This window comes from Mesorhizobium sp. M2A.F.Ca.ET.043.05.1.1, from assembly GCF_003952445.1.
Taxonomy (GTDB): domain Bacteria; phylum Pseudomonadota; class Alphaproteobacteria; order Rhizobiales; family Rhizobiaceae; genus Mesorhizobium.
In genome coordinates this window covers 5403226-5416801 of the sequence record NZ_CP034446.1, presented here as the reverse complement: position 1 = coordinate 5416801, position 13576 = coordinate 5403226, and the positions used below count along the sequence as shown (strand labels likewise).

The window sequence follows — 13576 nt, the reverse complement described above, 5'->3', positions numbered from 1 at the left end:
CATGCGCTACAACCAGCTTGGCAACACCGGCCTTTTCGTTTCCGAACTCTGCCTCGGCACCATGACGTTCGGCGCCGCCGGCGAGAATGCCCAATGGGGGCTGATCGCCAGCCTCGACCAGAAGGGCGTCAACGAGATCGTCGCCCGCTCGATCGCCGCCGGCGTCAATTTCTTCGACACGGCGGATGTCTATTCCTTCGGCCAGTCCGAGCAATTGCTGGGACAGTCGCTCAAGGATCTCGGCATCAAGCGCTCGGACGTCATCATCGCCACCAAGGTGCATGGCGCCATGGGCAACGGCCCCAACGAGCGCGGCTCGTCGCGCGGCCACATCATGGATTCCGTCGACGGCAGCCTGAAGCGGCTGCAGCTCGACCATATCGATCTCTACCAGTTGCATGGCACCGACACGGTGACGCCGATCGACGAGACGCTGCGCGCGCTCGACGATCTCGTCGCCAGCGGCAAGGTGCGCTATGTCGGCGTCTCCAACTGGCAGGCCTGGCGCATCGCCAAGGCGCTGGGCATTGCCGAGCGCAAGGGCTTTGCCCGTTTCGAGACCATTCAGTCCTATTACTCGATAGCCGGCCGCGATCTCGAGCGCGAGATCGTGCCGCTGATCAACGAAGAGAAGCTCGGCCTGATGGTCTGGTCGCCGATGGCCGGCGGGCTGCTCTCCGGCAAATACGGCCCCGGCGCGCCCGGCAATGGCGAGGGTCGCCGCGCCTCCTTCAACTTCCCGCCGGTCAACGAAGACCGCGCCTGGGCGGCGGTCGCCGTCATGCGCGAGGTGGCGAAGAAGCATGACGTCAGCGTTGCCACGGTGGCGCTCGGTTATGTTCTGGCAAAACCTTTCGTGATGAGCGTCATCATCGGCGCCAGCCGCATGGACCAGCTCGAGCAGAACCTGGCCGCCACCGGTCTGAAGCTTGACACCGACGACCTCGCCCGGCTCGACGAAGTGAGCGCGCTGCCCGCCGAATATCCGGGCTGGATGCTTGAGCGGCAGAGCGCCGGCCGGCGTCCGGCGCCGTTCGTGCCGAAGGCGTAACTTCCCTTCGACTTGCCGAACCTCCGAAAAGCCGCGTGTCATTGGCGCGCGGCTTTTTCTCATTCAGATGCGGACAGTTTCCGCGAGAAAATCGAGAAAAGCCCGCACCCTGGCCGGGAGATGCTTGCCCTGGCCGACATAGACGGCGTGCGTCGGCTCCTCGTCGCCGGGATTGAACTCTTCCAGCAGCGGCACCAACAGTCCGGCGGCGATGTCGGGCTCGACATGCCAGCGCGCCAGCCGCGCAATGCCGGCGCCGGCCAACGTCGTTCGCCGCATCGCTTCGCCATCGGTCAGCGACATGTTCCCGATGATCGGCATGATGATCGATTTGCCCGCGGCATCAATGAAAGGCCAGCCGTCGATATGCCTGGCGAAGCCGAAGGCGAGCATGTTGTGGCGGGCAAGGTCGGACAATGCGCTGGGCGTGCCGCGCGTTTCGAGATAGGCAGGGGACGCAACCAGCACCATCCGGCTCTGGCCGAGCTTGCGCGCCACCAGGCGCGATTCGCTAAGCGGTCCGGCGCGTATGGCGACATCGGCCCGCTCCTCCAACAGGTTGATGACATTGTCGGTCAACACCGCTTCGACGGAAATCTCGGGATAGCGCTCCAGGAAACGCGGCAGCAATTCCATCAGCCGGTGCTGGCCGAACGGCACATAGGAGTTGACCCGGAGCTTGCCGCGCGGCGCGGCACCCGCTGCGGCTTCGCGTTCCGCCGCATCGAGATCGGCAAGGATACGCAAGCCGCTGTCGTAAAAGCTGGTTCCCTCGGGCGTCAGTTGCAGCTTGCGTGTCGAGCGGCTGACCAGCCGTGCGCCGAGCCGTGCCTCCAACCGAGCCATCAGCTTGCTCACCGCCGACGGCGTCATGCGTAGCGCCCGCGCCGCGGCGGAAAAACTGCCCGTCTCGGCAACACGGACGAACACTTCGATCTCGCCGGAGCGGTTGATGTCGGGTCTCGCCATTCGTGAATCTATTTCACAGAAAATATGCCTGATGCAAGGCTGGTTCACAGCTCGACGGATCACGATCTTTCGCGTCGGGGCGCGGGACTGAGCGTCCTTTCCTGGACCAGACGGACAATTGCCATGCCCCTTGCTCTCTATGCCCTCACCGCCGGCGCCTTCGGCATCGGCGTCACCGAATTCGTCATCATGGGCCTGCTGCTCGATGTCAGCGCCGATCTCGGCGTCTCGATCTCGGCCGCGGGCCTGCTCATTTCCGGCTACGCCCTGGGTGTCGTCGTCGGCGCGCCGCTGCTTGGCGCCTTGACCGGCCGCTTGCCGCGCAAGACCTTGCTGCTTGCGCTGATGGTGGTCTTCACGGTCGGCAACCTGGCCTGCGCGCTGGCTCCCGACTACTGGACGCTGATGGCTGCGCGTGTGCTCACCGCCTTCGCCCACGCCTCCTTCTTCGGCGTCGGCTCCGTCGTCGCCACCAGCCTGGTCGCGCCCAACAGGAAGGCCTCGGCCATCGCCCTGATGTTCACCGGCCTTACCGTCGCCAACATCCTCGGCGTGCCTTTCGGCACCTGGCTCGGCCAGGCCTATGGTTGGCGCTCCACCTTCCTCGCCGTCACGCTGGTCGGCGTCATCGCCTTTGCCGTGATCGCGCTGCTCGTGCCGCGCGACGAACCGGCCGCAGCAGCCGAGGAGGAAAGCTCCGAAGGCACGCTCGCCGTGCTCGGCCGCCGGGCGGTGCTGCTCGGCCTCCTGACCACGGTGCTGAGCTGGGTCGGCGTCTTTGCCGCCTTCACCTATCTCGCGCCGATCCTGACCCGCGTCACCGGCTTTTCCGAGGGGGCCGTCTCGCCGATCCTGCTCGTCTTCGGCGGCGGGCTGGTCGCCGGCAACCTGCTTGGCGGACGCCTCGCCGACCGGCATCTTGTGCCGACGGTCGTCGGCACGCTGGTGGCGCTGTCGGCGGTGCTGTTCGTCATGACCGCGGCGATCCATCAGCCGATCACGGCGATCATTGCCCTGGGCCTGCTGGGTGCCGCCGCCTTCGCCACCGTCGCGCCGCTGCAAATGTGGGTGCTGGAGAAGGCCAAGGGCGCCGGCCAAGGCCTGGCCTCCTCCTTCAACATCGCCGCCTTCAATCTCGGCAACGCCATCGGCGCCTGGCTGGGCGGCTTCGTCATCGATCACGGCCCCGGCCTCGGCGCCGTCCCTCTCGTCGCCGGCCTGGTGCCGATCGCCGCGCTCGGCGTGGTGCTCATGGCGCTGCGTCTCGAACGCGGCAGCGCGATCGGCAAGCCGGTCACGGCGCAGTGCTGAGCGCTGATCCCTTCGACATCCAATCAGGAGAAAAAAGATGGACTATCGATCTCTCGGCGCCTCCGGCCTGAAAGTGCCGGCCCTTTCCTTCGGCGCCGGAACCTTTGGCGGCTCCGGCCCGCTCTTCGGCCATTGGGGCAACAGCGACGCGAAAGAGGCTCGCCGGCTGGTCGACATCTGCCTGGAGGCGGGCGTCAATCTTTTCGACACGGCCGATGTCTATTCCAACGGCGCCTCGGAAGAGGTGCTTGGCGAGGCGATCAAGGGCCGTCGTGACACGGTGCTGATCTCGACCAAGACGTCGCTGCCGATGGGCGACGGTCCGGCCGACTGGGGCTCGTCGCGCTCCCGCCTGATCCGCTCCGTCGACGCGGAGCTGAAGCGTCTCGGCACCGACTATATCGACCTGCTTCAGCTCCATGCCTTCGACGCCTCGACGCCGATCGAGGAAGTGCTGTCGGCGTTGGATGACCTCGTGCGCTCCGGCAGGCTGCGCTATGTCGGCGTCTCTAACTTTTCGGGCTGGCAGGTGATGAAATCGCTCGGCCTGGCCGACAAACACGGCTACCCGCGCTACGTCGCGCATCAGGTCTATTATTCGCTGGTGGGCCGCGACTATGAGTGGGAGCTGATGCCGCTCGGCCTCGACCAGGGCGTCGGCGCTTTGGTGTGGAGCCCGCTCGGCTGGGGCCGCCTGACCGGCAAGATCCGCCGCGGCCAGCCCTTGCCGGAAAAGAGCCGGCTGCACGGCACCGCTGATTTCGGCCCGCCGGTCGAGGACGAGCATCTTTTCAAGGTGGTCGATGCGCTGGAAGCGGTCGCGGCCGAGACCGGCAAAACCGTGCCGCAGGTCGCCATCAACTGGCTCCTGCAGCGGCCGACCGTGTCGTCGGTGATCATCGGCGCCCGCAACGAAGAGCAGCTCCGCCAGAACCTCGGCGCCGTCGGCTGGACGCTGACGCCGGAGCAGATCAAGGCGCTCGACGAAGCGAGCGCGGTGACGGCGCCCTATCCCTACTTCCCCTATCGGCGCCAGGAAGGTTTCGCCCGGCTGAACCCGCCGGCGGTTTGACTGCCGGCATCGCGGCTGCCCCCTCAGAGCGAGCATGAACGTCTGAGATTAGCCGCCGCCCCCTGAACTTCGTCATCCACGGGCGAAGCAGCCGCGAAGCGGCGTCGCGCAGACCCGAGGATCCATTCCATTACCTCGATCGTAGAGCACGGCGGAGCAGTATTCAGGATCGCCGCAACGCTTCGAAGTCACGGAATGGATCCTCGGGTCTGCGCCGCGTCGCTTCGCTCCTTGCTCCGCCCGTGGATGACGAAGTCACAGGCGTTTCCGCCAAACATTCGACGTCCAGAGAACTTCTGAGCAACGCCTCAGTGCACCAGAAACTCCCCATCGACCTTCCGCCACTCATTCGGCGCGACGAGCCTCTGGTGCGTATACGTCACCGAATGCAGCGGCCCATCGAGCTTGGTCTTCCAGAATTCGATGAAGCGGATCAGCACCGGGAATTGCGGCGCTATGTCGTAATCCTGCCAGACAAAGCTTTGCAGCAGGTGCGGGTGGTCCGGGTAGTGGTAAAGGATCTTGGCCGTGGTCAGCCCATATCCCCTGAGCATCAGGTCCATTTCGGAATTGTCGCGCATTGCGTTTCCTTGGTTGATTCTCCTTCCTCCCAACGTCGAATTGTGCGCACGGTTGCTTAACTGTCTATGGTTTTTTGCGAGGTCCCTAAAGATTTTTCTTATTAAAACAGGCAGTTAGCAGCCGCCCAGCGGGAGTGCTAGTAGCCTTGGGCGCTTGCCCCTGCGTCATCCCGCCGCGCGAATCCAACGTCTAATATTGCCGTCACGACGGAACTGTTAATAATGCCCGCGAATTCGCGGCCGTTTTGCCGCGATGCCGCTGGCGGCTCAAGCCGGCGGAGTGGTTTGGGAGGAAAGCAGGAAATGTCCGATGTGCATGTCCACCGCGTCCAGCCGGCGTGGAAGAAGAACGCGTTGATCGACAACGATACCTACCTCAAATGGTATGCCGACAGCGTGAAGAACCCGGACAAGTTCTGGGGCAAGCACGGCAAGCGCATCGACTGGTTCAAGCCTTTCACGAAGGTCAAGAACACCTCGTTCGACGGCAAGGTCTCGATCAAGTGGTTCGAGGACGGCCAGACCAACGTCTCCTACAATTGCATCGACCGGCACCTGAAGAAGCGCGGCAACCAGACCGCCATCATCTGGGAAGGCGACAATCCCTACGACGACAGGAAGATCACCTACAACGAGCTTTACGAACATGTATGCCGGCTCGCCAATGTGATGAAGAAGCACGGCGTCAAGAAGGGCGACCGCGTCACCATCTACATGCCGATGATCCCGGAAGCGGCCTATGCGATGCTCGCCTGCACCCGCATCGGCGCCATCCATTCGATCGTCTTCGGCGGCTTCTCGCCGGACGCGCTCGCCGGCCGCATCGTCGACTGCGAATCGACCTTCGTCATCACCGCCGACGAAGGTCTGCGCGGCGGCAAGACCATTCCGCTGAAGGACAATGCCGACAAGGCGATCGACATCGCCGCCAGGCAGCACGTGATGGTCGACAAGGTCGTCGTCGTGCGCCGCACCGGCGGCAAGGTCGGCTGGGCTCCCGGGCGCGACGTCTGGTATCATGATGAAGTCGCTTCGGTGAAGGCTGAGTGCAAGCCGGAGAAGATGAAGGCCGAGGATCCGCTCTTCATCCTCTACACCTCCGGCTCGACCGGCAAGCCGAAGGGCGTCCTGCACACCACCGCTGGCTATCTCGTCTATGCCTCGATGACACACCAATATGTCTTCGACTACCATGACGGCGACGTCTACTGGTGCACCGCCGATGTCGGCTGGGTGACCGGCCACAGCTATATCGTCTACGGACCTCTGGCCAACGGCGCCACCACGCTGATGTTCGAGGGCGTGCCGAACTATCCCTCCCAGGCGCGCTTCTGGGAGGTCATCGACAAGCACAAGGTCAACATCTTCTACACCGCGCCGACGGCGCTGCGCGCCCTGATGGGCGCCGGCGACCAGCATGTGAAGAAGACCTCGCGCAAGTCGCTGCGCGTTCTGGGGTCGGTCGGCGAGCCGATCAACCCGGAAGCCTGGGAATGGTATTTCAACGTCGTCGGCAACGGCAAGGTGCCGATCGTCGACACCTGGTGGCAGACCGAGACCGGCGGCATCCTGATCACGCCGCTGCCCGGCGCCACGGACCTGAAAGCCGGTTCCGCCACGCGGCCCTTCTTCGGCGTTCAGCCGCAGCTGGTCGACGGCGAAGGCAAGGTGCTGGAAGGCGCCACCGACGGCAATCTCTGCATAACCGATTCCTGGCCGGGCCAGATGCGCACCGTCTATGGCGACCACGAGCGGTTCGTGCAGACCTATTTCTCGACCTACAAGGGCAAGTACTTCACCGGCGACGGCTGCCGCCGCGACGCCGACGGCTATTACTGGATCACCGGCCGCGTCGACGACGTCATCAACGTCTCCGGCCACCGCATGGGCACGGCCGAGGTCGAGTCGGCGCTGGTCAGCCACGACAAGGTTTCCGAGGCCGCGGTCGTCGGCTATCCGCACGACATCAAGGGGCAGGGAATCTACTGCTATGTCACCCTGATGGCCGGCGAGACGGGCAGCGAGGACCTGCGCAAGGAACTCGTCGCCCATGTCCGCAAGGAGATCGGCGCCATCGCCACGCCGGACAAGATCCAGTTCGCGCCCGGCCTGCCCAAGACCCGTTCCGGCAAGATCATGCGCCGCATCCTGCGCAAGATCGCCGAGGACGATTTCGGTTCGCTGGGCGACACCTCGACCCTCGCCGACCCGGCCGTGGTCGACGACCTCGTCGTCAACCGCCAGAACAAGAAAGGCTGATGGCCGGCGAGACGATCCTCGGCTCCGTCAGCCAGCTCTGGCGCTACCCGGCGAGCTCGCTCGCCGGCGAGCGGCTCGATGCCATCTCCGTCGGGCTGAAGACCGTCGACGGCGACCGGCTGTTCGGACTGGTCGACGCTTCCGACGGCGAGATCGCCAGGCCTGACCGCGAGGCCAAATGGCACAAGGTGCCGCTTATCCGCGCCCGGCTGACCGGAGACCGGCGACTGGAAGTGGCGGTGCCTGGCGGCGGCTGGCTGCCGGCACCCGACCCGGAAAGCGACCGCGCGATTTCAGCCTTCCTCGGCTTCGCGGCCTCCATCCGTCCGTTCGGCGCTGAGAACGCGGCGCCCGGCTATGATGGACCGCTGACCGAAGCCCGCTATGCCAAGGCGCCGATCCATCTGCTCACCACTGCCTCGCTGGCCCGCCTGAGGGCCCTGCATCCGAAGGGCACGCCCGATTCGCGCCGCTTCCGGCCCAACATCGTCGTCGACATGGCGCCTGTCGAAGGCGCCTTTCCGGAGACGGAATGGATCGGCAGGAAGCTCGCCGTCGGCGATCTCGAGCTCACCGTCTCCGAACCCTGCCGCCGCTGCGGCTTCACCATCATCGCCCAAGGCGGTTTCAGCGACGAACCCGGTTTCGACACCGACCCCGGCATCCTGCGCAACCTGGTGCGCCACAACGCCCACAATCTCGGCGTGTACTGCACCGTCGACCGGCCGGCGCGGATCGGGATCGGCGCGCCGATGCGCTTCCTCTGACCTGCCCTCTTGTCTTTTGCTGCAACGCACCCCATCATTGGGGTGTGTTCAACAAACCGAAAGGAGGTGATCCGATGTCGAGTGATTTCGTTTTCCATAACGTGAGCTCTGCGGATTGCACTTCCGGGAAGCAGTCTTCCCGTTAAGGCGCGAGACGCGCGGCAGGTAGCCCGAAGGGGTTGCCGCCAGGAGCCGCGTCATGGACGGAAACACGGAAGGCCGCCGGCTTCGTCAAGAAGCGGCGGCCTTTTCCGTTTTGCACTGGCGTCAGCGGCTGATGGTCAGCTTCTCGATGTTGCGGCTGATTTCGCCAAAGGCATGGGACAGTTCGGCGCCGTTGGCGGCCTCGTAATAATGCTTGAGCGACGAGGTGTCGTCCGTCGCGCAGTCCTTCAACACGGACTTGGCCTGATCGCGTTCGGTCGCGGTCATCGCCGGATCGTTGAGATCGAAGCCGATGGTGAATATCTCGATGCCGTCGCGCTTCATGTTATCGCAGATGTTTTCGGCATTGGCGCGCGACCTCTGACCTTGATCCTGTGACCTGGACGCGCCCCGTCCGCCGGCAAAGGCTGTGTTGAACTGGCCGTCCGTCATCAGAATGGCGATCTTGGCCACCCTGTTCTGATCGAAGTTGGCGGGGCCGGCGCCTAGGCGAGCGCTCGATATAGCCGTACGCCAGGATGGCGAGAGCATGTAATAGCCCCATTGCGCGGCAATGCCGCCTGCGGTCACGCCCCCGGCCTGAAAATGATCGATCGCCGTCACCAGCTTGTCCTCATCGGCAGTAAGCGGAACCAGGGTAGCCGTGGGGCATACCTTCACCCGGTAGTCGCGGTTGACCTTGGCCAGATAGATCTTGCCCTGATTGTCGCGCCGTTGCGTGTAGGGCCCGTCCGACGAGTAATCGGCGTAGCCGTCCTTGTCCTTGCGCTCGGTTGCGCAATTGTCGGACACCGTGGCGGAAACCGACACCGCGGCATCGATCGGCGGCGGCACTTTCGGCCCCATCTCTGTCTCGACGAAGACCGTGTCGGCCAGGCTGCCGGTGTTGACGGCTTCGGCATAGAGGATGATCGACACCCGAATCCGGGGATCGTTGGGATCCCGATTTTGGTCCAGGAGATCCTTGACCGTCTGTGATGCGGCGGTCTTCAGGTCGCCGATCTTGTTGGTCTTGGCGCGCCAGTCGGGAGCCATCGAACCGGTGACATCGAGCATCATCGCCACCTCCACCGTCTTGTCCGAGTAGAGCGCGGTGGTCGAAGCGGTCACGCGCCGCATGCTCTCGGTGCTGAACAGCGGAAAGAAAAGGCCGACATCGACATGCGCGTCCGCCTGCACGGTGTTGGCTGTCCTGTTGACCGTAAGCTTGTCCAGCACCACCTGGTTGGCCTGCAGGATGCCGGCGGTGCCGTTGGCGTCGAGGAATGCCTGCACCGTTTTGCTGGCGTCGGCTTCCGTGATGACGCCGAGGGTGAGATCGCGGGCCGTCGAGGTCACGGCCGCGTCGACGACGCCCTGCAAGCTCGACCTCGCATTGTAGAGTTGCGAGATGTTGACCGCGAATCCCACTCCCAGCGCGAGGACAGACACGGCAGCTCCGAACAGAACCGCGAAATTGCCTTCGCGATTCCGGGCAAAGTCGCCCACCTCACGAACGACACCTCTGAATTGCCGCATCCCTTCCGCCTCCATTGTCTGCGGCGCTCGCCGCTCGGCAAAGGCAGTGCAGGATTTCGGCCAGACGGGGCCGACGCCCGCTAAAGGACGCTTAACGGGAAGTTAGTCCATTGTTTTTGCTGGCTTCCGGCAAATTCGAGGGTGAACGGGAAGTAAACAAAAACGCCCCGGCAGGGAGACGTTCATGAAGCGCTTACCATGGTGCCGGCCGCTGTCGCGATCGTTCTCGCTTCGGCACAATCGAACTGTGCCGAAGCGGGTCAGCGGCTGCCATGGGCCCCGATGAGACAGGGTGCGGCGCTGGGTCGGTTGAGATTCAGGTCAGGCCGAGTCGAGAATGGTGGTTTCTGAGAACCGGAGCGGAACGTACTTGTAGTACGTGAGCACCGGAAGCGCAGGAAACCTCCATTCGCAGGCCGGCCTCACCTGAATATCAACCGACCTCAAGCCAGCATCTGCGCGCTGACCGTCCGGTCGACGCCGTGGTGCGGAGGATTGAAGCGGTTGCCTTCCTGCTCATAGGTCCAAACCTTGAACAAGGCGAGCCGATGCGGACCGAAACTGTGCAGCAGCGGCACGTCGGTGGCGTCGCGGCCGCGCGCGATGACGACGCGGCCGATGCGCGGCCGGTTGTGGCGCGGGTCGAACGTGTACCATTTGCCGTCGAGGAAGACTTCCATCCAGGCCGAGAAATCCATCGGCGCCGGATCGACCGGCACGCCGATATCGCCGAGATAGCCGTTCACGTAGCGCGCCGGAATGTTCATGCATCGGCAAAGCGTGATCGCCAGATGCGCGAAATCGCGGCAGACCCCGACACGCTCCTCATGCGCCTGTGCCGCCGTGCGCGTGGCGCGCGCATAGCCGTAGCCGAAGGAGAGCCGGCTGTTGACATAGTCGACGATTGCCTGGACGCGCGCCCAGCCTGGCGGCAGCTGGCCGAAACGCCGCCAGGCGACGTCGCTGAGATGATCGGTCTCGCAATAGCGGCTGCCAAGCAGATAAACCAGCACATCGTCGGGCAGTTCCGCGACCGGCGTTTCCCGCGCCAGCGTGTTGACCTCGTCGGTCTCGCCGCTGTCCTCGATCGCCGCGTCGTAGAGGATGCGGAAACTTCCGGCGGGCGCCGTGAAGCGACGGCAGATATTGCCGTGGCGATCGTGGTAGGTCCGGGTCGGCACCGACGGCGAGGTCAGGACCCGCGTCTGCCGCTTGATGTCGGCTTGCCGGTCGGGATGGATGTCGAGAAGCGAGATGATCGGCGTTGCCGCCGCGCATTCGATGGCGATTTCGTAGCCGAGCCGGATCAGCATCGCATCCCCCTTGTGATGATGTTGGAAAGACAGCCCTTTCAACGCAACGAACCGAAGGTTGTTCCCGCGCGGAATCGAAATGCGCGCATCTCGCCTTCTCAGCCAGCGATGGCCGGTCTAAACTGGGTAGCACGTTTCGCCCTCCCCGAAAACGATTCTCCAGGAAAACTCGATGTTCGCAGGCTCAAAGTTCGCTGCCTTCCTGTTTGACATGGACGGGACGGTGCTCAATTCGATCGCCGCGGCAGAACGGGTGTGGACGAAATGGGCCGAGCGCCACGGGCTCGACGTGGCAAGCTTCCTGCCGACGATCCACGGCAAGCGGGCGATCGAGACGATCGCCGGACTGAGGCTCGCGGGCGTCGATGCGGTTGCGGAAGCCGATGCGCTGCTCAGGGCCGAGGCGGACGACCTCGAAGGCATCATCCCTATCCCCGGTGCCGTCGCGTTCCTGGAATCGCTGCCGCCGGAGCGCTGGGCCATCGTCACCTCGGCGCCGCGCGAGCTGGCGCTGCTGCGCATCAGGGCGGCCGGCATCCCGGTTCCCGCCATGATGGTCACGGCCGAGGACGTGACCCATGGCAAGCCGGCGCCGGATTGTTTTCTCCTGGCGGCACAGCATCTTGGAGTCGAGGCGCGCGACTGCCTGGTCTTCGAGGATGCGCCGGCAGGCATCGCGGCGGGCGAGGCTTCCGGCGCCTCGGTGATGGTGATCAGCGCCACGCACGTCCACCCTATGGTCACGTCGCACCCGACGATCCGTTCCTACGATGAAATCGGCATTGCGACTGACGACAGTGGTTTCATCGTTTTGTCGCCGACCCAGGCGGCGGCCTAGCCCTTCGTTCGGGGATTTTGACGGATTGGAGGCTTGTCGGCAGGTGAGATTTTCACCGTTCGTTTCGCCAAATCAACCAAACCTTCGAGATCGGCCGAAGCTTACGAATTTCGTCATCCACGGGCGGAGCGACGCGCAGCGGAGTGCAGACCCGAGGATCCATTCCGTGACCTTGGCCGAGGAATGCAGCGGAGCAGAATTCTGGACCGCCGAAACGCCTCGACGTCACGGAATGGCAACTGTGTTCATGCGAAGGCGATTTTGTCGCGCATGATGGCATTGAGGACGACCAAGAGCTTCCTTGCGACGGCGATGATAGCCAGTTTCTTGGAGCCTGAGCGGGCAGCAAGTGCGGTGTAGAAGGTCTTGAAGCGCTCACAGGTTCTGATGGCGGTGAGGGCAGCCATATAGAGGGCGCGGCGCACGCGTGATCGCCCGCCCTGGATATGGCTCCTGCGGTTGAGCTTGCCGCTCTTGTTGTCGAACGGGGCAAGGCCGGCCAGTGCCGCGATCGCCTTGGGTGAGCGCTGGCCGAGCTCGGGCAGGAGCGCCAGCAGCGAGAGCGCGCCGACCTTGGAGACACCGGGCACGGAGACCATCAGCGCATGGTCGCGAGCGGTGTCCTGGTTTTGACGAATGACTTCGGCAATCTGGCTCTCGAACGCCTTGATGCGCGTGTCAAGGAAGGAGATCGTCTCTTCCAGATCGGCAATGACGATCTCATCGAAGGCCTCGGCGAGGTGCTTCTTCAGCGCTGCCCGCATCTCGACCAGGTGGTCGCGGTGGCCGGCAAGCGATTGAAGCCGCTCGACTTCTTCGCGCGGCGCCGGCTCGGCTTCAGGGTTATAGCGACGGCCATAGTCGCTCAGCATCCTGGCATCGAGAGGATCGGTCTTGGCGCGCCGGCGCGTCGACTTCGAATAGTGGTGGGTGTGTGCCGGGTTGTGCCGCGAGAACGGCACGCCGGCCTTGGCCAGCGCATGACGCAGCAGCCGGTCATGCACGCCTGTCGCCTCCATGACGACGAAGTCCCGACTGGGATCAAGACCCGCCACATAAGCCGCGATCGCATCGGCCTGGTTGTCGATGCGCCGAAGACGGCCGCTTGTCTCATCAAAAAAGTCGAGCCACTGCTTGGAGATGTCGCAGCCGACATAGTTCTGGGCTATCATGTCCACGCCTCTTCCTGTGGTGCGAGGTCTGCTTGTAACAGCCCCGTGCAACTGTTCAGGTTGATGGTTCACCGGTGGGAAGGGACCGGGCCATGCCACGGCCTGTCCGAAAGGACGACCAGGATCCACTCGGTCTCCTTCCCACTTCGAACCATACACCAGAACCAACACACAGGATCCTATGGTCTGCGCGCGTCGCTTCGCTCCTTGCTTCGCCATAGGATGAAGTGACGGACCTTCCACCAATCATCAACGCATGCAATCCGCGTGACAATTATTCGGCAGACTCCGCTCGGGAATCGGTTCCTGTCAGAAGTCGGTGGCGAGGCCCTTCACTTCCCAATCGCCATAGCGGCCGGGTTCCTTGCCGCCGCGGCCGCCGATTTCCTTCGGCAATTTTGCCTCGGCCTCGCGATATTCCCTGCGCCTGGCCTCGGCCTCCGCCAGCGCGCGGCTCGCGGCCGGCGTCAGCATCTTTCGCAGCCCATCGCCTTCGCCCCCGGTTTCGGTCTTGTTGGTCAGTTCGGTCATGCGATATTCCCTGCCGATTGAAACGGGGC

At 64.0% G+C, this 13576-nt stretch carries 12 protein-coding genes; 6 read left to right on the top strand and 6 right to left on the bottom strand.

The features are described from left to right. The first annotated feature begins 1 nt into the window (after position 1). Entirely contained in the window at positions 2-1051 is a 1050-nt protein-coding gene (locus EJ069_RS26250) for an aldo/keto reductase (protein WP_126063781.1), read from the top strand. 63 nt (positions 1052-1114) lie between these two features. Here EJ069_RS26250 and EJ069_RS26245 read toward each other — a convergent pair whose 3' ends face one another. Then, positions 1115-2020, bottom strand: coding sequence for a LysR family transcriptional regulator (locus tag EJ069_RS26245; protein WP_126063780.1), 906 nt, complete (start codon positions 2018-2020; stop codon positions 1115-1117). 123 nt (positions 2021-2143) lie between these two features. Between EJ069_RS26245 and EJ069_RS26240 the strand changes: the two genes are divergently transcribed. Both EJ069_RS26240 and EJ069_RS26235 read left to right on the top strand, forming a co-directional pair. Further along, positions 2144-3331, top strand: coding sequence for an MFS transporter (locus EJ069_RS26240; RefSeq protein ID WP_126063779.1), 1188 nt, complete (start codon positions 2144-2146; stop codon positions 3329-3331). A 37-nt stretch (positions 3332-3368) separates the two neighbouring features. Continuing rightward, positions 3369-4403 carry an aldo/keto reductase gene (locus EJ069_RS26235; protein ID WP_126063778.1) on the top strand — a complete coding sequence of 345 codons (1035 nt, stop codon included), beginning with the start codon at positions 3369-3371 and terminating at the stop codon, positions 4401-4403. A gap of 308 nt (positions 4404-4711) precedes the next feature. Here EJ069_RS26235 and EJ069_RS26225 read toward each other — a convergent pair whose 3' ends face one another. Beyond that, positions 4712-4984 (bottom strand): usg protein, encoded by a 273-nt coding sequence (locus tag EJ069_RS26225; RefSeq protein WP_126063777.1) that lies wholly within the window; start codon positions 4982-4984, stop codon positions 4712-4714. A gap of 303 nt (positions 4985-5287) precedes the next feature. Between EJ069_RS26225 and acs the strand changes: the two genes are divergently transcribed. Then, positions 5288-7243, top strand: coding sequence for an acetate--CoA ligase (acs, locus tag EJ069_RS26220; RefSeq protein ID WP_126063776.1), 1956 nt, complete (start codon positions 5288-5290; stop codon positions 7241-7243). Then, positions 7243-8010, top strand: coding sequence for an MOSC domain-containing protein (locus EJ069_RS26215; RefSeq protein ID WP_126063775.1), 768 nt, complete (start codon positions 7243-7245; stop codon positions 8008-8010). Before acs ends, EJ069_RS26215 begins: the two co-directional genes overlap by 1 nt. Before the next feature lie 267 nt (positions 8011-8277). Here EJ069_RS26215 and EJ069_RS26210 read toward each other — a convergent pair whose 3' ends face one another. Both EJ069_RS26210 and EJ069_RS26205 read right to left on the bottom strand, forming a co-directional pair. Continuing rightward, positions 8278-9693, bottom strand: a complete 1416-nt coding sequence (locus tag EJ069_RS26210) for a pilus assembly protein (protein ID WP_126063774.1) — start codon at positions 9691-9693, stop codon at positions 8278-8280. A 443-nt stretch (positions 9694-10136) separates the two neighbouring features. Then, on the bottom strand, positions 10137-11006 hold the full coding sequence (locus tag EJ069_RS26205) for a transglutaminase family protein (protein ID WP_126063773.1): 870 nt from the start codon (positions 11004-11006) through the stop codon (positions 10137-10139). A 172-nt stretch (positions 11007-11178) separates the two neighbouring features. Here EJ069_RS26205 and EJ069_RS26200 point away from each other — a divergent pair, with 172 nt between their 5' ends. Next, positions 11179-11844 carry an HAD-IA family hydrolase gene (locus tag EJ069_RS26200; RefSeq protein ID WP_126063772.1) on the top strand — a complete coding sequence of 222 codons (666 nt, stop codon included), beginning with the start codon at positions 11179-11181 and terminating at the stop codon, positions 11842-11844. Between the two features lie 245 nt (positions 11845-12089). Here the strand turns inward: EJ069_RS26200 and EJ069_RS26195 are convergent, their stop codons facing one another. Then, complete coding sequence (locus tag EJ069_RS26195; RefSeq protein WP_126059570.1) at positions 12090-13016, bottom strand: transposase; 927 nt, start codon at positions 13014-13016, stop codon at positions 12090-12092. A gap of 309 nt (positions 13017-13325) precedes the next feature. Next, a complete protein-coding gene (locus tag EJ069_RS26190) occupies positions 13326-13547 on the bottom strand; it encodes a DUF1674 domain-containing protein (RefSeq protein WP_126063770.1) in 222 nt (73 codons plus the stop codon). Between the last annotated feature and the right edge of the window lie 29 nt (positions 13548-13576).

Bases quoted from the DNA above. Each gene is read 5' to 3' on its own strand.
- EJ069_RS26250 (WP_126063781.1), top strand. From the start codon at position 2: ATGCGCTACAACCAGCTTGGCAACACCGGCCTTTTCGTTTCCGAACTC.
- EJ069_RS26245 (WP_126063780.1), bottom strand. From the start codon at position 2,020: ATGGCGAGACCCGACATCAACCGCTCCGGCGAGATCGAAGTGTTCGTC.
- EJ069_RS26240 (WP_126063779.1), top strand. From the start codon at position 2,144: ATGCCCCTTGCTCTCTATGCCCTCACCGCCGGCGCCTTCGGCATCGGC.
- EJ069_RS26235 (WP_126063778.1), top strand. From the start codon at position 3,369: ATGGACTATCGATCTCTCGGCGCCTCCGGCCTGAAAGTGCCGGCCCTT.
- EJ069_RS26225 (WP_126063777.1), bottom strand. From the start codon at position 4,984: ATGCGCGACAATTCCGAAATGGACCTGATGCTCAGGGGATATGGGCTG.
- acs (WP_126063776.1), top strand. From the start codon at position 5,288: ATGTCCGATGTGCATGTCCACCGCGTCCAGCCGGCGTGGAAGAAGAAC.
- EJ069_RS26215 (WP_126063775.1), top strand. From the start codon at position 7,243: ATGGCCGGCGAGACGATCCTCGGCTCCGTCAGCCAGCTCTGGCGCTAC.
- EJ069_RS26210 (WP_126063774.1), bottom strand. From the start codon at position 9,693: ATGCGGCAATTCAGAGGTGTCGTTCGTGAGGTGGGCGACTTTGCCCGG.
- EJ069_RS26205 (WP_126063773.1), bottom strand. From the start codon at position 11,006: ATGCTGATCCGGCTCGGCTACGAAATCGCCATCGAATGCGCGGCGGCA.
- EJ069_RS26200 (WP_126063772.1), top strand. From the start codon at position 11,179: ATGTTCGCAGGCTCAAAGTTCGCTGCCTTCCTGTTTGACATGGACGGG.
- EJ069_RS26195 (WP_126059570.1), bottom strand. From the start codon at position 13,016: ATGATAGCCCAGAACTATGTCGGCTGCGACATCTCCAAGCAGTGGCTC.
- EJ069_RS26190 (WP_126063770.1), bottom strand. From the start codon at position 13,547: ATGACCGAACTGACCAACAAGACCGAAACCGGGGGCGAAGGCGATGGG.